This window comes from Sinorhizobium fredii NGR234, from assembly GCF_000018545.1.
GTDB classification, from domain to species: Bacteria; Pseudomonadota; Alphaproteobacteria; order Rhizobiales; family Rhizobiaceae; genus Sinorhizobium; species Sinorhizobium fredii_A.
Window position 1 is genome coordinate 15,104 of the sequence record NC_012586.1, and the last position, 18,744, is coordinate 33,847.

General features: G+C 64.7%; 17 protein-coding genes. 6 read left to right on the top strand and 11 right to left on the bottom strand.

Annotated features, from left to right (window positions below):
* Window positions 1-894: a dihydrodipicolinate synthase family protein gene (locus tag NGR_RS00075; RefSeq protein ID WP_012706097.1), complete on the top strand. Its 894-nt coding sequence runs from the start codon at window positions 1-3 to the stop codon at window positions 892-894.
* On the opposite strand, the gene NGR_RS00080 is transcribed toward NGR_RS00075, so the two are convergent.
* Complete coding sequence (locus NGR_RS00080) at window positions 860-2,188, bottom strand: mechanosensitive ion channel family protein (protein WP_012706098.1); 1,329 nt, start codon at window positions 2,186-2,188, stop codon at window positions 860-862. The two genes, NGR_RS00075 and NGR_RS00080, sit on opposite strands and share 35 nt — an antisense overlap.
* A 330-nt stretch (window positions 2,189-2,518) precedes the next feature.
* Here NGR_RS00080 and NGR_RS00085 point away from each other — a divergent pair, with 330 nt between their 5' ends.
* Window positions 2,519-2,989: a cupin domain-containing protein gene (locus tag NGR_RS00085; RefSeq protein ID WP_012706099.1), complete on the top strand. Its 471-nt coding sequence runs from the start codon at window positions 2,519-2,521 to the stop codon at window positions 2,987-2,989.
* A 103-nt stretch (window positions 2,990-3,092) separates the two neighbouring features.
* Here the strand turns inward: NGR_RS00085 and NGR_RS00090 are convergent, their stop codons facing one another.
* From NGR_RS00090 to NGR_RS00110, 5 genes are all read right to left on the bottom strand, one after another.
* Window positions 3,093-4,982 (bottom strand): bifunctional sugar phosphate isomerase/epimerase/4-hydroxyphenylpyruvate dioxygenase family protein, encoded by a 1,890-nt coding sequence (locus tag NGR_RS00090; RefSeq protein WP_012706100.1) that lies wholly within the window; start codon window positions 4,980-4,982, stop codon window positions 3,093-3,095.
* A gap of 240 nt (window positions 4,983-5,222) precedes the next feature.
* Window positions 5,223-6,083: a shikimate dehydrogenase gene (locus NGR_RS00095; RefSeq protein WP_164923770.1), complete on the bottom strand. Its 861-nt coding sequence runs from the start codon at window positions 6,081-6,083 to the stop codon at window positions 5,223-5,225.
* A gap of 82 nt (window positions 6,084-6,165) precedes the next feature.
* Window positions 6,166-7,179, bottom strand: coding sequence for a TRAP transporter substrate-binding protein (locus NGR_RS00100; RefSeq protein WP_012706102.1), 1,014 nt, complete (start codon window positions 7,177-7,179; stop codon window positions 6,166-6,168).
* 62 nt (window positions 7,180-7,241) lie between these two features.
* On the bottom strand, window positions 7,242-8,522 hold the full coding sequence (locus NGR_RS00105) for a TRAP transporter large permease subunit (RefSeq protein ID WP_012706103.1): 1,281 nt from the start codon (window positions 8,520-8,522) through the stop codon (window positions 7,242-7,244).
* Window positions 8,523-8,532: 10 nt separating this feature from the next.
* Complete coding sequence (locus NGR_RS00110; protein WP_012706104.1) at window positions 8,533-9,096, bottom strand: TRAP transporter small permease; 564 nt, start codon at window positions 9,094-9,096, stop codon at window positions 8,533-8,535.
* A gap of 393 nt (window positions 9,097-9,489) precedes the next feature.
* Here NGR_RS00110 and NGR_RS00115 point away from each other — a divergent pair, with 393 nt between their 5' ends.
* Window positions 9,490-10,155 (top strand): TetR family transcriptional regulator, encoded by a 666-nt coding sequence (locus tag NGR_RS00115; protein WP_012706105.1) that lies wholly within the window; start codon window positions 9,490-9,492, stop codon window positions 10,153-10,155.
* Window positions 10,156-10,243: 88 nt separating this feature from the next.
* Here the strand turns inward: NGR_RS00115 and NGR_RS00120 are convergent, their stop codons facing one another.
* From NGR_RS00120 to NGR_RS00130, 3 genes are all read right to left on the bottom strand, one after another.
* Window positions 10,244-10,738 carry a nucleoside deaminase gene (locus NGR_RS00120; protein ID WP_012706106.1) on the bottom strand — a complete coding sequence of 165 codons (495 nt, stop codon included), beginning with the start codon at window positions 10,736-10,738 and terminating at the stop codon, window positions 10,244-10,246.
* Between the two features lie 232 nt (window positions 10,739-10,970).
* Entirely contained in the window at window positions 10,971-11,777 is an 807-nt protein-coding gene (locus tag NGR_RS00125) for an isocitrate lyase/PEP mutase family protein (protein WP_012706107.1), read from the bottom strand.
* Between the two features lie 204 nt (window positions 11,778-11,981).
* A complete protein-coding gene (locus tag NGR_RS00130; protein WP_164923771.1) occupies window positions 11,982-13,154 on the bottom strand; it encodes an MFS transporter in 1,173 nt (390 codons plus the stop codon).
* Between the two features lie 48 nt (window positions 13,155-13,202).
* Here NGR_RS00130 and NGR_RS00135 point away from each other — a divergent pair, with 48 nt between their 5' ends.
* Complete coding sequence (locus tag NGR_RS00135) at window positions 13,203-13,727, top strand: Lrp/AsnC family transcriptional regulator (RefSeq protein ID WP_012706109.1); 525 nt, start codon at window positions 13,203-13,205, stop codon at window positions 13,725-13,727.
* Between the two features lies 1 nt (window position 13,728).
* Here the strand turns inward: NGR_RS00135 and NGR_RS00140 are convergent, their stop codons facing one another.
* Window positions 13,729-14,142: a PIN domain-containing protein gene (locus tag NGR_RS00140; protein ID WP_012706110.1), complete on the bottom strand. Its 414-nt coding sequence runs from the start codon at window positions 14,140-14,142 to the stop codon at window positions 13,729-13,731.
* On the bottom strand, window positions 14,139-14,387 hold the full coding sequence (locus tag NGR_RS00145; RefSeq protein ID WP_012706111.1) for a type II toxin-antitoxin system VapB family antitoxin: 249 nt from the start codon (window positions 14,385-14,387) through the stop codon (window positions 14,139-14,141). The genes NGR_RS00140 and NGR_RS00145 overlap by 4 nt, the downstream gene beginning before the upstream one ends.
* A gap of 204 nt (window positions 14,388-14,591) precedes the next feature.
* Between NGR_RS00145 and NGR_RS00150 the strand changes: the two genes are divergently transcribed.
* Complete coding sequence (locus NGR_RS00150) at window positions 14,592-16,823, top strand: adenylate/guanylate cyclase domain-containing protein (RefSeq protein WP_012706112.1); 2,232 nt, start codon at window positions 14,592-14,594, stop codon at window positions 16,821-16,823.
* A 161-nt stretch (window positions 16,824-16,984) separates the two neighbouring features.
* Entirely contained in the window at window positions 16,985-18,577 is a 1,593-nt protein-coding gene (locus tag NGR_RS00155) for a gamma-glutamyltransferase family protein (RefSeq protein WP_012706113.1), read from the top strand.
* Window positions 18,578-18,744 lie beyond the last annotated feature (167 nt).

Consider the following 18,744-nt stretch of genomic DNA (forward strand, 5'->3'; position numbering starts at 1 on the left):
GTGACGCTCTTTACCGGACTGGCGGCCTTTCCCATCACCCCCACCGATGCTTCCGGGCATGTCGATACGGCGGCGCTCGCGCGCTTGCTGGAACGAATCCGGTTGGCCGGCGCCGATTCCATCGGGCTGCTCGGCAGCACAGGTGGTTACGCCTTCCTGTCGCGGGACGAGCGGCGATGCGCCGTCGAGGCGGCAATGGCCTGCGTCGGCGGACGAATACCCGTGATCGTCGGCGTCGGGGCGCTTCGAACCGACGACGCGCAAGCACTGGCGCGCGATGCCAGGGCCGCCGGCGCCGACGGGCTGCTGCTCGCGCCCATGTCCTACACGCCGCTGCTCGACGAAGAGGTATATCAACACTTCGCGGCGGTCGCCGATGCGGGGGACCTGCCGCTCTCCATCTACAACAATCCCGGCACCACCAGATTCACGTTCAGCAACGCGCTGATCGGGCGGCTTTCGAAGGTGGCGAAGGTCGCGGCGGTGAAAATGCCACTGCCGCCGGACGGCGACTTCAAGGGCGAGATGGCCCGGCTCCGCACCGAGACCGCGCCCGGTTTCTCGATCGGCTACAGCGGCGATTGGGGAGCGGCGGCTGCGCTGCTTTCCGGCTGTGACGCCTGGTACAGCGTGGTTGCCGGCCTCCTCCCCGCCGAAGCCATGGCGCTGACACGCGCCGCCCGGGCCGGCGACCTCTCCGAGGTCGAACGGCTGGACCGGGCATTTCAGCCCTTGTGGAGCCTGTTCAAGGCGTTCGGCAGCTTCCGGGTGATGTATGCGATCGCCGAAGCGCTTGGCCTTTGCCGGGCCGAGCCGCCGCGCCCGATCCTGCCTTTGCCCTCGACCGAAATACCGAGAGTCAGAAGCGCGCTCGATCGCGTCTTGTTGAAGTAGCCGGCTCTTCCGCGCCGGCAAGCTCGGCCGGCGTCTTCATGATGATTTCGCGCGGATCGGGCATCGAGATGCCGGCCGCATCGAACGCGTCCCAAAGCGCCATGAACACCTGGCCGCGGATGTTCGTCAGCCCGTTGCTCGGATCGGAGATCCAGAACCGGAGCTTGAAACCGAGCGACGATCCGCCGAAGCCGGTCAGCCAGCAGACCGGTTCGGCATAGGCACTGGCGACCCGCGGAACGGTCTTGGCGGTTTCGATCGCCAGGCGCGCCACCTCGTGCGGATCGCTGCTGGGGGACGTCTCGAAGCCCACGTCGATGCGGACATAGTCGCTGGAAAACGACCAGTTCACCACCTGCTTGGAAATGAAGTCCTCGTTGGGGATCAGATACTCCTTACCGTCCCTGGTGATGACCGAGACGAAGCGGGAGCGGAGGTCCCTGACCGAGCCGAAGGTTTCCCCAAGCGTGATCGTGTCGCCCGGCTTGATCGACTTGTCGAGGAGGATGATGATCCCGGAAATGAAGTTCGACACGACCTTCTGCAGGCCGAAGCCGATGCCGACGCCGACGGCACCGGAAAAGACGGTGAGCGCCGTCAGATCGATGCCGGTGGCCGAGAGCGCAATGGTGCCGGCCAGCATGATGAGACCGATCTTGATCAGCTTGCTGATCAAGACCTTCAGCGACGGCGTCAGGTCGGCGGATTTCTGGACCCAGTTCGACGACATGTTGCCGAAGAGGACGGCGAGCCAGATCATCGCCGCGGACAAGAGGATCGCCTTCAGCACCAGCAGCATCGAAAGGCGGACGGCGCCGAGATTGACGGCGAGGCTGTCGAGCGCCGTCAGCACCGGGCGGTCGAGGCCGAGCGCGTAGAGCGCGAAATAGAGCCAGCCGATAACCGCGACGACACGCGCCAGCGTCTGGTTGCGGATGATGCGGGTCAACACAGCGATGATGAACCAGGCGGCCACGAGCGTCAGCGCGGTCGCCACCAGCCAGCGATAGGAAGGCCAGCCGTAGCGCGACAGCACGACATCGGCGATCCATAACCAGACGATCAGGAACAGCCACTTGAGCCGCCGCATGAAGGCGATGATGACGCGCAAGAGGTCCGGGTTTCCCTTGATCATCCGCGCACGGGCCTCGAGCGCCGGCTCGAGGCGTTTTGCCAGCAGGCCGCAAACGAAATAGCCGACGACGATCAGCGCAGACTGGTAGAGCGTCCATTCGTTGATGAGGAACGTCTGGAGCCACGATGCGGCAGCGTTGAGGGCCTCGACGAAATCCATCGGAGTTCTCTTCGCGATTTGGTTGCTGCCTGTTCCCAGGAAATGGCGCCGATCCGGGACTGGGAGCAAGCAGCGGCCGTCGCGCGCCTGAAAAGGCGCACGGCGCAGTCATATAACCAACCGGGCAGGGGTTTTGTTCAATGCGGCGACCGATGCAGCGGCGCGGCTTTGGACGCGACGACGTCGATGGCCCCTCGTCGGTTGCCGCACCACCTCACATTTTCGGACGCGCTTGCTTGGAGGCGGCCTGCGGATTTATCCTCAGCGTTTCGCGAGCCTGCCCCGGCGCGCAGCCGAGGTGGAAGGCGCGGCGACAGAGGGAGGTTCATCATGAGAATCGTGTCACTAAGTGCAGTCGTTTGCATCGGACTCTGCGGGATCGCCTCCTTTGCCTCGGCAGAAGATGCGCACACGATAATCGCGCCCGATGATGTCAAGTGGGCTCCGGCCCCGAAAATACTGCCTGCCGGAGCAGAAACGGCGGTCTTGTTCGGCGATCCATCCAAGGAAGGCCTGTTTGCGCTCCGGCTCAAAGTGCCGTCGGGCTACGCGGTCCCGCCGCATACGCATCCAGCGGATGAAGTGGTCACAGTCATATCGGGGACGATCAATCTTGGCATGGGCGAAACCGCCGATCGGAGTGCTTCCAAGGCACTGTCCGCGGGCAGCTTCTTCGCATTGCCGCCCGGCATGGCGCATTTCGCTTACTTCGACGAAGAGACCGTCGTCCAGATTACAACCAATGGGCCGTGGGGCATCAAATATGTCAATCCGGCGGACGATCCCCAAAAGTCGCAGTAACCGCCCGCAGCACTGAAGGACGAGCGGCAGTCGCTCGACAAAGCGCGGCTCAAAGGGTCGAGTTCTGAGTGAATGCGCTCAGGACGCCGACCCGACGTCCCGCTCACCCCTTCGGCATGCCCTCCGGCCGCAGATGTTTCTTCAGCGCCGCAATCCTGAAGATCGCATTGGCCGCGCCGTAACCGCGGTAGCCGCGTCGTTCGATGATCTCGAAGAAGAAGCCCTCGCCATAGGTCGGGCTGTAGAGCTGGAAAAATTCGCCGCCCTCGTCGCGGTCGTAGAGGATGTTTTCCGCCTTCAGCCGCTCGACCAGGTCGGCCTCCAGGCCGAAGCGGGCCTCGACGTCGTCATAATAATTGGGCGAGATCGGCAGAGCCCGAAAACCGTTCGCCCGGAGGGCCGCGGCGGTCGCGAAGATGTCGTCGGTGGCGAAGGCGAGGTGCTGGACGCCGGAGCCGAAGGTTTCGGCGATGAAGCGGCCGGCGAGCGTGTTGCGGTTTTCGGCGCCGTTCAGCGTCAGGCGCAGCGTGCCGGCGTCGTTTTCCACCACCTGGCTGCGGACGATGCCGGCCGGGTCGATGATGTCGACCATCGGCGTTTTCCGGGTGTCGAGCAACGACGTGTAGAAAAGTAGCCAGGTCAGCAACTCCTCGTATTTGACCGTCTGGGCGACGTGGTCGATGACAGTGAGGCCGGCCGGCGCCGCCGTGTCGTCATCGGTCACCGGCTCGAATTCGATCTCCCAGATTTTTGAGAGATCGGATTTCTCGTCGAGGAAATAGATGAGGCCGCCGCCGACGCCGCGGATCGCCGGGACCATAAGCTCCCCCGGCCCGACCGCCTGCTCGAAGGGCTCGGCGCCAAGCGCGCGGGCCCGTTCCGCCGTCGCGGCGGCATCGTCGACCATCAGGCCGAAGGCATAGGCGGACGTGCCGTGCACCAGATAGGAAGCGCTGGCGAAGCCCTCGCGCTCGGTGTTGATCACCAGGTTGATCGCGCCCTGGCGGTAGACCAGCACCTGTTTCGTCCGGTGCCGCGCTGCTCTTCGAAAGCCGATCGTGCGGATCAGCGCTTCGAGCTCGACCGCTTCCTCTTCCGAGGCGGTGAATTCGACGAAGGCGACGCCCTTCACATCGACACGCGGCGGCATCGCCGGGACCGGTAGCCGGATACCCGGTTCGGCGCGCTTCACCTGGTCGCCGAGATAGATCAGCGAGCGGTAGCCGTCGACGGCGATGGCATTGGCATTGCCGCCGCGGAACTGGTCGTTGAAGATTTCGAGCGACAGATAGCCGTCATAGCCGGTCGCCGCCACGGCGCGGGTGAAGTCGGTCACCGGCAGGTCGCCCTCGCCCGGCATGTTGCGGAAATGACGGCTCCAGTAGAGGAGATCCATGTCGATCAGCGGCGCGTCGGCAAGCTGGACGATGAAGATTTTCTCCTTCGGAATCGAGCGGATCGAGTTGACCTCGATCTTGCGCGACAGCGTGTGGAAGCTGTCGAGGATCAGGCCGATATTCGGATGGTCGGCCCGCCGAACGATCTCCCAGGCGTCGCGATGATCGCTGATATGGCGGCCCCAGGCGAGCGCCTCATAGCCGACGCGCAAGCCGCGTTTGGCGGCGCGTTCGCCAAGCTCGCGGAAATCGGCGGCGGTCCGGTCGATGCCGCCGAGTGCCGCCGGCGAGACGTTGGAGCAGACGAGCACGAGGTCGGTGCCGAGTTCCTGCATCAGGTCGAACTTGCGTTCGGCCCGGTCGAAGGTGCGCGTCCGCAGCGGTTCCGGCATTCCCTCGAAGTCGCGGAACGGCTGGAACAGGCTGATCTCCAGACCGAAGTCGCGCACCATCCGGCCGACCTCGCGCGGGCTCTCGTCGAAGGCGAGGAAGTCGTTCTCGAATATCTCGACGCCGTCGAAGCCGGCCTTGGCGATGGCGCGCAGCTTGTCGCTGAGGTCGCCGCTCAAGGAAACTGTCGCTATCGAGGTCTTCATCGTCCTGTCCTCGCGTTTGGAGTTCAATTTCGGGAGGCGGAGACCCCCCTCTGCCCTGCCGGGCATCTCCCCCACAAGGGGGGAGATCGCCGAGCTGCGGGCTCCCCGTTCTCTCTCGTCGACACCGCCAGCCTCGAAGTCGGCACTGGTGCCGTGCGGTGCCTCCTGCCAATCTCCCTCCTTGTGGGGGAGATGTGCGGCAGGCCAGAGGGGGGTGCGCCAAGCCGACCGATCAGTTCATCACCCGGTCATCGCCTTGAAATGCTCAAGCATCCGCCCCGCATCCGGTTCGAGGCCGGTAAACAGCCGGAAGGCGCCGACCGCCTGGAAGACCGCCATGCCGCCGCCGTCGAGGGTGCGGCAGCCGCGCCGTTTCGCCTCCTTGAGCAGCGCCGTTTCGAGCGGGAAGTAGACGATCTCGGCGACCCAGTGGTGCGGGGCGAGGAGCTCGGCGTCGAGCGGCAGCCCCGGATATTTCGCCATGCCGGTCGGGGTGGCGTGGATCACCCCGGCGGCGTCAAGCATCGCCGCGGCGAGATCGGTGCCGGCGGCGATGTCCGCCTCGGGGAAGAGCGGCGCAAGCATTTCGGCAAGCGCCTCGGCCCGTTCCGGTTCACGGTCGAACACGGCAAGCCGACGCAAGCCGAGCGAGAGGCCCGCATAGGCCGTCGCCACGCCGGCGCCGCCGGCGCCGAGCTGCACGGCGGAGGATAAATCGGCGCCCGGCAGGCCGCGCTTGAATCCTTCGGCGAAACCCCACCAGTCGGTATTGTGGCCATAGCGCCGGCCGCCCTTCAGCACCACGGTGTTGACGGCGCCGAGCCGGCGGGCATCGGGGGCGAGTTCGTCGAGATGGGCAATCACCGCCTGCTTGCAGGGATGGGTGATGTTGAGTCCGGCAAGGCCGCGGGCTTCCGCCTCGGCGAGCAGACGCGGCAGGTCGTCTTCCGTGGCGCCCAGCGCCTGCAGGTCGATCAGCTCGTACTCATAGCTGAGCCCCTGGGCGGCGCCCTCGGCCATGTGCATCGCCGGGGTCAGCGAGGCCTGGATGCCGGCGCCGATCAGGCCGGCCTTCAAGGGTCTTACAAGCGTTTCGGCCATGTTTTCCGCTCTCACTTTGTCCGTCCCGTCGCGCCTTCTTCCGGTCCGCCTTTGGATAGGCGGACCGGAGCTTGGCCGGCTGTTACTGGCCGCGGGCCGCGCCGATCTCCTTGAACAGCGCCTGCACCGTGTCGGCACCGATCTCGGCGCTGAACTTCTCGATCACCGGCTTGACGGCATCGCGCAGCTTCTGCGTTTCTTCCGGGCTGAGTTCGCTCACCTCCATGCCGGTCTTCTTGATTTCCTCGAGCGCCTCGGCATCCTTCTCGCGCGAAACCTTGCGCTGAAAATCGCGCGCTTCGGTCGCGGCCGATTGGAGCACGGCCTTTTCCTCGTCGTTCAGCCCGTCCCAGAATTTCTTGCTGACCAGGACGATCTGCGGGTTGTACTGGTGACGGGTCAGCGTCATGTACTTCTGCACTTCGTAGAACTTGGCGTTCAGGATGTTGGCCGCCGGGTTCTCCTGGCCGTCGACGGTTCCGGTCTCGAGCGCGGTGTAGAGCTCGGTGTAGGGCAGCGGCACGGCATTGGCGCCGAGCGTGTTGAAGAGCTCGAGCGGGATCGGCGACTGGATGGTGCGGATCTTCAGGCCCTTGATGTCCTCGAGCTTGGTCACCGCATGGCGATTGTTGGTGAGGTTGCGGAAGCCGAGCTCCCAATAGCCGAGGCCGACGAGGCCGGTATCGGGCAGAAGCTTCAAGAGGCTCTCGCCGAAGGGGCCGTCCATCACCTTGTCGGCTTCCTCGCCGCTGTTGAACAGGAAGGGCAGGTCGACGGCGCCGAACTGCTTGACGTTGTTGGAGAGGATGCCGGCGTTCAGCACGGTCATCTCGATGACGCCGCCCTGCAGCGCCGAGATCGTCTGCACGTCGCCGCCGAGCGTGCCGCCGGGGAAGAGCTTGACCTCGATCTTGCCGCCGCTCTTTTCCTTGACGAGCTCGGCGAATTTTTCCATGCCGGTCACCTGCGGGTGACCCTTGTTGTTGGCCGAGGCGAATTTCAGCGTGTGTTCGCCGATCTCCGCATTGGTCGGCCCTGCGGTCAGCAGAGCGAGCGGCAGGGCAAGGCCCAATGCCAGTTTCGTGAATTTCAACATGTTTTCCTCCCGGGTTGGGCCGGCACTCCCGCCGGCCGTGTTGAAAAGCGTGAAAATCCGTATCAGTGCCCGAACCAGGAGACCGGAACGGTCACCAGCTCAGGGAACAGGACGAGCAGGAACAGTACGATCAGTTCGGCGATCAGGAAGGGCATCACGCCCTTCATCAGGTCTTCCATCGACAGCTTCGAGACGCCGCAGATGACGTTCAGCACCGTGCCGACCGGCGGGGTGATGAGGCCGATCGAGTTGTTGATGATGAACAGCACGCCGAAATAGACCGGGTCGATGCCCGCCTGCTTGATGATCGGCATCAAGACCGGCGTCATCACCAGGATGGTCGGCGTCATGTCCATGGCGGTGCCGACGACGACGACCAGCGCCATGATCGCGATGAGCAGCAGCGTCTGGTTGTCCATCAGCGGCTCGACAAGGGCGGCGAGCGCGCCGGGCACGTCGGCGACGGTAATCAGCCAGGCCGAGACCGCGGCGCAGGCGACCAGGAACATGACGACGGCGGTGATCTTGGCGGCCGCGACGAAGACGTGGAACAGCTGAGCCGGCGGCAGCTCGCGATAGACGACCATCGCGACGAAGAGCGAATAGACGGCCGCCACGACGCCCGCTTCGGTCGGGGTGAAGACGCCGAACTTCAGGCCGACGATGATGATCACCGGCAGCATGAGCGCCCATATGCTGTCGGCGAGGGCCTTGAGCCGCACCGCGCCGCTTTCCTTCGGCGGCAATTCGAACTGCTCCTTGCGGGCGACGAGGAACCAGGTGATGCAGAGTGCCGCGGCGATCATCAGGCCGGGGAAGATGCCGGCGAGGAAGAGCTTGGTGATCGAGACGCCGCCGACGACGCCATAGAGGATGAAGCCGATCGACGGCGGAATGATCGGGCCGATGATCGAGGCCGACGCCAGCAGACCGCCGGCGCGCGCCGCATCATGGCCGCTCTTCAGCATCATCGGCAGGAGCAGCGCCCCGAGGGCGGCCGCATCGGCGACGGCCGAGCCGGAAAGGCTGGAGAGAATGCAGGCGGCGAAGATCGCCACGAAGCCGAGGCCGCCGCGGATATGGCCGACCATGGCCATCGCCAGCGCGACGATGCGGCGGGAAAGGCCGCCGGTGTTCATCACCTCGCCGGCGAGCAGGAAGAAGGGCACGGCCATCAGCGGAAAGCTGTCGGCGCCGTTCAGGACGTTCTGCGCGACGATCTGCGCGTCGAAGAGGCCGAGATAGAGCATCAGTGCGACGCCGCTGAGGATGAGCGCGAAGGCGATCGGCACGCCGAGCGCCATGGGGCCGAGAAGGGCGCCGATGAAGATCGAAACGGTCATGGTCGCCTCCTCAGTGCTTCGCGGAAACCGGCCCGAGGGCGGGCGAGGGAATTTCGTCGAGGGCGACCTCGTCCTCGCTGTCGCGCACCAGTTCGGCTGTCGTCACATCGATGCGGCCGGTGGCGATGGCGAAGGCGTCGGAAAGGAGGATCAGGAAGGCCGGAATGCCGAAGGCAAGACCGGCGCCGTAGAAGAAGCCCATGGAAAGCCCGGTCGCCGGCGCGCCGACATGGAGATTGATCAGCGTCTGCGCCCAGCTGCCGCTGATCATCAGCCAGGTCGCATAGAGCATCAGCACGTGGCCGATCAGCACGGCGACCTTGGCGCCGAGCGGCGGCAGCCGCTTGATCAGCGTATCGACGCCCAAATGGCCGTGTTCGCGCATGGCGACGACGGCGCCGAGAAAGGTCAGCCAGACGAAGAAGATGCGCGACAGCTCCTCGGAGACCGTGATGCCCTGGTTGAAGGCGTAACGCAGGACGACATTGCCGAAGACGAGCACGACCATGCCGGCCAGCAGCAGGGCGATCGTCACCTTCAGCGCGAAGAAATAGAAATCGATGATGCGGGTCATGCGCTCCTCCCGAGCGACAGGCGAGTCCCGACGGACGCGCTTGCGCGAGCTTGTCTTCCAATGCCGGCCTACAGCGCCGTGCGTCTTTCAGACGCACAAAGGCCGCTGTAGCACTTTGAGTTGCTGCATGTTTTGGTCCTTAGATCGGTAACGATTTAAGGAAACATGCAGAGCCCGGCCGCCAGGACCCCGCGCTCCTCCGCGTGTCCGGCTATGTCCCTCTAAAATGTACTAACTAGTTCGGATGTCAAGCGGCTTGCTATTGAAAGCAAGCGCCAAGCTGAATATGTCTTGATGCATCGCTTGGGAGAGGGGCCTCCGGCTCGACCCTTTAAAGCGGGCATTATGGCCGACGGAACAAGGGCTTGTGGAAGAGCGGGGCAGCGCGCGACGATGGCCGAACGGCAGATGAACGGCAGGAAGAACGATCCGGCGAGAACCCAGGAAGACATTCTCGAGGTGGCGACGGAGGAGTTTTCGACCCACGGCCTGGCGGGCGCCCGGGTGGATCAGATCGCCGAACGGACCCGCACCTCGAAGCGTATGATCTATTATTATTTCGGCAGCAAGGAAGCGCTCTATCTCGCCGTGCTGGAGCGCTCCTACCGCAAGATCCGCACGCTCGAGGCTGACCTGGAACTCGCCAACCTGCCGCCCGAACAGGCGCTCCGCACCCTGATCGCCACCACCTTCGACCATGACGAGGCCAATCCGGACTTCGTCCGCCTGGTCAGCATCGAGAACATCCACCACGCCGCCCACATGCTGCGCTCCGAGGCGATCCGCGAGTTGAACGTCTCGGTGATCCAGACAATTGATGCCATAGTTCAGCGCGGCCTAGCGGACGGCACCTTCCGCCGCAGGGCCGATCCGATCGACATCCACATGCTGATCAGCGCCTTCTGCTTCTTCCGCGTTTCGAACCGCTACACCTTCGGCACGATCTTCCGCCGCGACCTCTCCGAACCGGCGACGATCGGCCGGCACCGCACGATGATCGCCGATGCGGTGGTGAGCTATTTGAAGGAGGAGGAGGGGGGGGGCCGAGGCGGGCGTTGATGACGCGGGCGTAAACAGCCGCTTACCTCGATGCTCGGAAAGAAGCCGCAACTAGGTAGCAACTGCCACCCATGTCGCAGAAGGGCCATCAACGGCGGGACCAGTATTCCTTGTGGAGTTTCGCCGCCTCGTCCGCAAGCATGGGACCGACGACTTCCGTCGGGCGCTGACCGGCGGCGAACACGATGTCGCAGGGGAGGTCAAGCGTCGGATTTTCCTTGCTGTCGCCTATCTGTTGTTTCATCTCTCTCTCGGACAGGCCAAACACGACGCGCCCTATGCCTGCCCAATAGATCGCGCCTGAGCACATGGCGCATGGCTCCGCGGATGTGTACATCGTGCATTCGGCTAAAAAATCCAAATCATAGGATTTGCCGGCGCGCGTGGCGAGAAGTCGCTCGGCGTGGGCAGTGCGGTCGCCTCCTTCCGAACTGTAGCCATTGCACTGTTCCAGTAAGACATTGCCGTCACGGTCGGCGAGAATTGAACCAAACGGGTGATCCCCGCCTTCGCGCGAACGCCGCGCCACATCGAAGGCCTTGCGCAAAAGTGACTCATCATAGGGCCGTTTGGTGCCAGGCATATTGTGAGCTCCTGAGAGTTATCGCAGTTCGTTCACCATCAATGGTTCCCCGGTACCGGGGCGGGTAATTTTTGATCTCGGCAAAGTAGAAAAGTTGCCAGCGTCCCAGCGCCGATCACCTGACATTCCCCCATGAACAGGGTCAATTTGATCCTTTTCGACTTTGTCAGCAAGACCGATCGAAGGTGCAAGCCTGTCGGGGAACGATCGGGTGGCTGGAGGCAGTTGCTACTTAGTTGCGGAAGAATCCCTCCAGTTCCGCAAAGCCCATCGCCTTCTCCGAAAACCGGAAAGTGCCCTGCGATCGCATCTCCCGTGCAGCGTCCACCACCGCACCGAAGGCAAGACGAGCCAGGGCGGAACCGACACTGATGCGTTTCGCCCCGGCCTCGGCCAGTTCGGCAAGGCCGAACGTCAGCCCCGGCATGCCCATCACGACGTTGACCGGCTTCGTCACAGCCTCGCAAATGGCGCGGATCGAATCGAGGTCGGGCAGGCCCGGAGCGTAGAGCACATCGGCCCCGGCCCGCTCGAAGGCTTGCAGGCGCCTGATCGTATCGTCGAGATCGGTGTGCCCCCACAGGAAATTCTCGCAACGCGCCGTCAGAAGGAAATCGTGCGGCAGCGATCGGCATGCCTGCGCCGCCGCCTCGATACGCTCCACCGCCAGTCCGAAATCGAAGATGGGCCGTGCCCGATCTCCCGTGTGGTCTTCGAGAGAGCACCCGGCCAAGCCGATGCCGGCCGCCGCCACGACGGTCTCCGCGGCACTTTCCGGGTCGTCCCCGAAGCCTTTTTCGAGATCGGCGGAAACCGGAAGCGGCGTCGCATCGACGATCGACCGGCAGTGGGCGAGGGTTTGTTCGCGCGAGGCGCGACCCTCCGGCAGGCCGAGCGAAAACGCCATGCCGGCGCTGGTCGTGGCGAGAGCGGGAAACGCGGCCAGAATTCGCGCCGTGCCGGTATCCCAGGGATTGGGAATGATGAAGGTTCCGGGGTCGTCGTGCAGCTTCCGAAACAGCGTGTGCTTGTCGTCCATGTGTCACCTCACCGAAGTTCCCAAAGGCGAGCATTGCACGTCCCCGAGAACAAATAAAGAACATTATACTCGACAAGTCGGCTCGATGGCTTCGTTTGCTCCGTATGAATCTCGACTTTCCCGCACGGAGGGGGGAGGCGTGGGTGCGCCCGAATCGAATGAGAGCGCACCCCCTTTTCCTACCGGAACCCTCGCAAGTACACCTTAGCGTGGCGCCAGCGCTGCCGAGGCGGCTGCCGCCAGCATCAAGGCTGCCGCCGCCAGCGGCAGGGTGTAAAAGGCAGTCCCGGAATAGGCCGCACCGAAGCCGAGCGTGCCGGCGAAGAGGGCGAGATAGGTGACGCCGCTGTTGAGCCCCATGATTGCGCCACGTCTGGCGGGGTCGAGTCCGGTCAGCCGCATGATCAGCACGTTCAAGCCGAAATGGTTGGCAAGCCCCCAGAGAAATACGACCGCCAGCATGGCAGGATAGGACCCGCTCGCTGCCGACATGAGAACGTAGACGCCGGCGACGGCGAGGAAAATGAGCGGCAGCAGCCTGTCCGCGCCGAAGCGATCGATCAGCCGGTCGAGGAAGGCGGCACCGCCGAAGCCCAAACCGTAGGACACCGCAACGAGGCCATTGGCGCTGACGGGCAGGCCGAGCGCGGCATGGAGATGGTCGCCGATATAGGCGTAGACACCATAGAAGGCCGCCATGAAGGCCGCGCAGGCGATGAGAAGCGGCGCGACGCCGCTGACGCCGAGTGCTGCCAGCGGCGACGTCGCCTTGCCCCCCGGACCCTCACGCACCGTCGCGAGCCGGACGGCGGCGCAGGCGACCAGCGTTGCGGCAGCGACGACGAGATAGACTGCCCGCCAGCCGGCGAAATCGGCGATGGCCGCCGACAGGGGCACGCCGGCCACCATGCTCAGCGTCCAGCCGGTCAGCACCAGGCCGATCGTCTCGCTCTCCCGCCCGGCCGGCGCGATCACCGAGGCCAGCGTGTAGATGGCCGGAAGCGCAATGCCCGCGGCGATGCCGACGACGAGCTGGGCGGCGACCAGGAGCGGCAACGCCGGCGCGAAGGCGCTGCCGGCGAGCCCGGCGGCAAGCAGCAACAGCGCCGCCGCGAGCATGCGCCGCGGGCCGTTGCGGTCGATGAGGCGCCCGAGAAAGACGGCGCTCGCCGCGGTGCCGAGGCCGAAGGCAGCGGAAGCCGTCATCACGGCAGGGACGTCGGCGCCGAGGGCCTTCGCCACTTCCGGTGCGATCGGTCCGAGCGCCAGCGAGTTGGAGCCGATGACGCCGATGCAGACCGTCAGCACGAAGGCGAAGGGCGGAATGCGTGCCCGCTCTGCGGATAGGGTGGAAATGGATTGATCGATGTTCGTCATTCCTGCATGGTTGCAGAACATAATTCGGCAGCAAGAGGAAATAACGGAATGGATCAAAATACAGATGACGTTCGGCGGAAGCGTCCGCCGGAGCGCGACCTCGACGCGATGGACCGAAAGCTATTAGGCGTCCTGGTCGAGGACGCGACGACGAGCTACGCCGAGCTCGGTGAACGCGTCGGGCTTTCGCCGCCGGCCGCGCACGAGCGGGTGAAGCGCCTCCGGCGCTCAGGGGCAATCCGCCGCGTCGCGGCGCTGATCGATCCCGAGGCTGTGGGCAAAACGCTGCTCGCCTTCGTCCATGTCGACACGACCGGCTGGGGCAAGACACAGGCCCTCCTTGCGATCGAGGAATATCCGGAAGTCGAGGAGATCCACTCGGTCGCAGGCGACACCTGCATGCTGCTCAAGGTCCGCACCGAGAGCACCCATGCGCTCGAGGGCCTGTTGGCGCGCCTCTACGACACGCCCGGCGTCAAGGCAACGCGCAGCTATGTGGTGCTTTCGACCTACCTGGAACGGCCGGTGCAGCCGGGCACGACGAGCGAATGGCCGGCCGTGGTGAAGAGCTAAATCAGAACTCCCACGGCGAAACGAGGTCGAGCCCCGTCGATCGAAAGTCCGCAATATTGCGGGTCGCCAAACGTCCGCGATTCACCTGTGTGATGGCGGCGATCATGCCGTCCGGAGCCGACATTGTGCTCCCCTGCCTCGAGGCTGCGCCCATGATCTCGCCATAGGCAATCGCCGCCTCTTCCATTAAACCGAATATCCGGCCGGCAAACCGTCGCCGCCAGTCGGAAAGCGCCTGTTCCAGCCGCACCGCGCGCTGATCGGGCATGATCTTCTGGATAGCGTAGGCGATCTCGGCGATCGTGACGGTCGGAAGTGCGATCTCCGCGTCGTGACGCACCAGCCAGGAGATCACCGTTTCGGACGGCGACTTGCGCAACGTCTCGGAGATGACATTGGTGTCCAGAAAGATCAAAGCTCGGGGCCTTTGTGGGGCCGTCGTCCTTCCCTGATCACTGCCTCAAGATCGATGTCGCTTCCGGAACTGTCAGACAGGCGGGCGTAGAAAGCCGACGCGGGCTCGCGGCCCGCTTCGCGAATCTCATAGGCTTCAAGCGCACGTTCGACGATATCGGCGATCGAGCGATTTTCGCGTCGCGCAAGCCGATGCGCAAGATCGCGGGCTCTGGCACTTCTGACGGAAAGCTGGGGCTCGGCCATTTTGGAGCTCCTTGTCCGCTTAGAGGCCGAGACGGTTATGCCATCAAGATGGCTCGTGCCATCCTGATGGCTCACGGGGTTCCCGAAGCGCGCGATACCGACGCTTGTCTCTTCGATTGCGGCGCACGCAAGGTCCAGGTCCACCGGCTCGTTTTAGTAATCGCCGATATTGCGGTAGAGTAGTCATCCGAGGGACTTCGTCCAATGGAGCGCAGGCTTGCCGCCGTCATGATTGCGGACGTCGCCGGCTATGGACTACTCAGCCAGGCCGACGAGGAAGGCACCCGTGTGCGGTTTCAGGCCGATCTGCACGAGCTTTTCGAAAAACGCATTGCCGCCCACGGCGGGCGGTTGATCAAGACCATGGGCGACGGGCTGCTGATCGAGTTCCACAGCGTCGTCGAGGCGGTCCGCTGCGCGGTGGAGGTGCAGCGGGCGAAATCCGAGAACCGCGGCGTCGAACAGAACGGGCTTGAATTCCGCATCGGCATCAATCTCGGCGACGTGATCGTCGAGGGCGACGACATCCAGGGCGATGGGGTGATCATCGCCGAGCGCCTGCAGAGCCGCGCCGAGCCGGGCGGGATCATGATCTCCGGCACGGCTTTCGACCAGGTCGAGAAGCACCTCGACGTCGGCTTCGACTTCCTCGGCGAACAGCGCCTGAAGCACATCGAAAAGCCGGTGCGGACCTACCGCCTCCTGCCATGTGAAACGCCCGTCGGCAGTACGAAGACGGCGGTGCGACGTCGCCGAAGACGCTTTGGAGTGCTCGCTGCGTGTGCCGCGGTGTTCGCCGTCGCTGCCGGCCTGATCTGGTGGCAGCCATGGCGGCAGACCACTCAAACGGCCTCGATCGCCCGCGCGGAACTCGCCCTGCCGGACAAGCCGTCGATCGCGGTGCTTCCCTTCGCCAATGTCAGCGACGACCCCAGGCAGGAGTACTTCGCCGATGGCATGACCGATGCGCTCGTCACCGAGTTGGCGCAGATTTCCGGACTGTTCGTGATCGCCCGCAATTCGACCTTCACCTACAAGGGCAGGGCGGTGACGGCCGCGCAGGTGTCCGGGGAACTCGGGGTCAGATATATCCTGGAGGGCAGCGTGCAGCGGGCCGGGGAACAGCTCCGCATCAATGCCCAACTCGTCGACGCGCAAAGCGGCGGGCACGCCTGGGCGGGAAAATTCGACGGGACGCTCGCCGATGTCTTCGCATTGCAGGACGACGTGACCCGCGGCATTGCCGAGGCCCTGGCGCTTCGCTTGCAGCCCGGCGAGCAAATGGCGCTCGGCCGCAAGGAAACGACGGTCCCGGCGGCTTTCGATGCGTTCCTGCGCGGCTGGGAACATCATCGGCGCATGACCCCCGAGGATATTGCCAAGGCCGTGCCCTATTTCGAAGAGGCGATTGCGCTCGACCCCGCCTATGGACGGGCCTACGCCGCGGCGGCGATGGTCTACGCGCGCCTTTATGCCTGGCGTTGGCACTACCATTTGGGAATGACGCGGTTCGAAGCGAGAGCCAAGGCATCGAAGTATCTGCGCACTGCACAGCGCTACAAGACGGCGCTGGCGCATCAGGTGGCTGGACTGCTGGCCGAAGCCGACTGGCAGCATGCACAGGCGCTTGCCGAACTCAAGGAAGCCATCGCGCTCGAACCGGGAGATTCCTGGAGCTACGCCATGATGGCGCTCACCCTCACATCCGTCGGGCGGCCGGATGAGGCTATACCCCATATCCGCACGGCCATCCGGCTCGACCCGCACTATCCCTCCTTCTTCATGTACGTCCTCGGCCTGACCGAGTTCAGCATGCGGAACTACGAGGCGGCGGCGGAGGCAGCGGAGAGCAGCACCAAGCTCAATTCCGGGGATGAGAATTCCTTCCTTCTGCTCGCCGCCGCGGCCGGACATCTTGGTCAGCGATCGGCAGCCGAAAATGCCGTCGCCCGTTTCAACGCCCTTAGCGTCGGACGCGGCGGAACCGTCGCCACCATCTCGACCACGCCGCCGCTTGATCTCGCCAGGCACGAGGACAGGCAATCGCTCCTCGAGGGGCTGCGGCTTGCCGGAGTGCCGGAGAGCCTGACGAGCGGCGATTTCACCAGCATCAACAAGCTGACGGCCGAAGAGGTCCGTTCGCTGTTCTTCGGGCAACGGCTGCGCGGACGCATGCTGGACTATGGCGAGGCGCACGAGGCAACCTTCTCGACGGAGGGCAAGGGCACGCTATCGGGAGGCTGGGCCTCCATCGGCGGTGGCCGCATGAGCGGCGTCGAGATACGCTTTGAGGGGGATGAGGTCTGTTTTTTGTGGCTCGACACCGCGCGCCTGTGCGGCCTGGTGCTGCGAAACCCCGGAGGGCTCAACGCCAAGGAGAACGAGTTCGTCTGGTATCATGGCGATATCGCCTTCACCTTCTCGCAGGTGAAGTAAGGGGAGTGCCGAACGGCGAGGCAGGCCATGCCGGTGTCGCCAAGCCCCGCAGGACTGGTATCATCGATTGATTATGAAGCCGCAAGACATGTTCGGCTGTTCGCGACTCACGCCGGGCCACTGCTGCCTTGGCGATGCTCAGGGAGTGACAAGACAACGCCATGCGCAACTTCGAGGATCCCGGCCGATCGCTGGCCGTTGCCCGTCACGGGATGGCGGCAACCTCGCATCCGGCCGCGACCCTGACGGCGATCGAGGTCCTGAAGGCAGGCGGCAACGCCGTCGATGCGGCGGTGGCGGCCGTCGCTGTGCAGTCGGTCGTCGAGGCGGGCTCGACCGGCGTCGGCGGGGATTGTTTTGCAATGATAGCGCTGGAAGGATCGACTGACATCCGCGCCTATAACGGCTCTGGCCGGGCGCCGGCCGGCCTGACCGGCGAGGCGTTGCGGGCCGAAGGGGTGGAGGCGATCGAGCGCTCAACGCCGCACGCGGTTACGGTTCCCGGAGCCGTCGATGCCTGGTGCCGCCTGTTGCGCGACTTCGGCCGGATGCCAATCGCCGAGGTCCTTCAGCCGGCGATCGCGATGGCACGCGAGGGCTACGTGCTGACGCCGCGCGTCGCCGCCGATCTTGGCCTGCAGCGCGATCTCCTGGCGGGGGATCCGACCGCCCGGGCCACCTTCCTAGTGGAGGGAGAGGCGCCGCCGGTCGGCAGCATCCAGCACCAGCCCCTGCTCGCCGATACCCTCGACGCGATCGCGCACGAGGGTCGGGACGCCTTCTATGGCGGTGCCGTGGCAGCGGACATGGTTGACTATCTGCGCGGCCTCGGCGGCCGTCACAGCCTCGAGGATTTCGGCAGCGCCCAGGGAGACTATGTGACACCGATCTCCACGACCTATCGCGGCCGAACCGTCTACGAATGCCCGCCGAACGGTCAGGGCGTCGTCGCCCTCCTCATCCTGAACATCCTTGCGCGTTTCTCGCTGTCCAAGGACCCGTTCGCCATCGACGATCTGCATGTCCTCCTCGAGGCGACCCGGCTCGCCTACGCCGCGCGTGACGCGATGGTCGCCGATCCGACCGGTTCGGACAAGGCCGTCGAGCACATGCTGTCGAGCACGCTTGCCGACCGCCTCGTCAGCGCCATCTCCGTCGATCGGATCGCCGAGCCGCTGCCGTCCTTCGACACGGTCGAGCACAAGGACACCGTCTATCTTTGCGTGGTGGATCGAGACCGCAACGCAGTCAGCTTCATCAATTCGATCTTCAGCGCCTATGGCAGCGGGCTCATGGCACCGCGCTCCGGCGTGTTGTTCCACAATCGGGGCCAGAGCTTTTCGCTTGTGGCAGGGCATCCGAACGAGGTCGGCCCGCGCAAGCGGCCGATGCACACGATCATTCCCGGAATGGTCGCCGAGGCCGGCCGCGTGGTCATGCCGTTCGGCGTCATGGGCGGTCACTACCAGGCGATGGGTCATGCCCATCTGTTGTCCCGGCTCTACGATTGCGGCCTCGATCTTCAGACGGCCATCGACCTGCCGCGCCTCTTCCCATTGCCCGCCACCGCGACGGTGGAAGCCGAGGCAGCCATCCGCACCCGCCTCGGCGCCGAGCTCGAACGCCGCGGCTTCAAGATTGAGTCGCCCCGCATCGCCATCGGCGGCGCGCAGGCCATCCGGATCGACTGGGAGCGCGGCGTCCTGATCGGAGCGTCCGACCCCCGCAAGGATGGGATGGCGTTGGGGTATTAGCCGATCTCGGGCACCGCAAGTCCGCTCCGAAGGAGCGATCGTCGCAGCGTGTGGTACCCTGAAGCCGTGAAGCTGGATACGCTCTCCTTCGCCAATTTGAATTCGCATGGCTTCGCATGTATGGATCCAGGGACGAGTCTTGACCGGGCGACCTGCGTGGAGGACGG

Bases quoted from the DNA above. Each gene is read 5' to 3' on its own strand.
- NGR_RS00080 (WP_012706098.1), bottom strand. From the start codon at position 2,188: ATGGATTTCGTCGAGGCCCTCAACGCTGCCGCATCGTGGCTCCAGACG.
- NGR_RS00085 (WP_012706099.1), top strand. From the start codon at position 2,519: ATGAGAATCGTGTCACTAAGTGCAGTCGTTTGCATCGGACTCTGCGGG.
- NGR_RS00090 (WP_012706100.1), bottom strand. From the start codon at position 4,982: ATGAAGACCTCGATAGCGACAGTTTCCTTGAGCGGCGACCTCAGCGAC.
- NGR_RS00095 (WP_164923770.1), bottom strand. From the start codon at position 6,083: ATGGCCGAAACGCTTGTAAGACCCTTGAAGGCCGGCCTGATCGGCGCC.
- NGR_RS00100 (WP_012706102.1), bottom strand. From the start codon at position 7,179: ATGTTGAAATTCACGAAACTGGCATTGGGCCTTGCCCTGCCGCTCGCT.
- NGR_RS00105 (WP_012706103.1), bottom strand. From the start codon at position 8,522: ATGACCGTTTCGATCTTCATCGGCGCCCTTCTCGGCCCCATGGCGCTC.
- NGR_RS00110 (WP_012706104.1), bottom strand. From the start codon at position 9,096: ATGACCCGCATCATCGATTTCTATTTCTTCGCGCTGAAGGTGACGATC.
- NGR_RS00115 (WP_012706105.1), top strand. From the start codon at position 9,490: ATGGCCGAACGGCAGATGAACGGCAGGAAGAACGATCCGGCGAGAACC.
- NGR_RS00120 (WP_012706106.1), bottom strand. From the start codon at position 10,738: ATGCCTGGCACCAAACGGCCCTATGATGAGTCACTTTTGCGCAAGGCC.
- NGR_RS00125 (WP_012706107.1), bottom strand. From the start codon at position 11,777: ATGGACGACAAGCACACGCTGTTTCGGAAGCTGCACGACGACCCCGGA.
- NGR_RS00130 (WP_164923771.1), bottom strand. From the start codon at position 13,154: ATGACGAACATCGATCAATCCATTTCCACCCTATCCGCAGAGCGGGCA.
- NGR_RS00135 (WP_012706109.1), top strand. From the start codon at position 13,203: ATGGATCAAAATACAGATGACGTTCGGCGGAAGCGTCCGCCGGAGCGC.
- NGR_RS00145 (WP_012706111.1), bottom strand. From the start codon at position 14,387: ATGGCCGAGCCCCAGCTTTCCGTCAGAAGTGCCAGAGCCCGCGATCTT.
- NGR_RS00150 (WP_012706112.1), top strand. From the start codon at position 14,592: ATGGAGCGCAGGCTTGCCGCCGTCATGATTGCGGACGTCGCCGGCTAT.
- NGR_RS00155 (WP_012706113.1), top strand. From the start codon at position 16,985: ATGCGCAACTTCGAGGATCCCGGCCGATCGCTGGCCGTTGCCCGTCAC.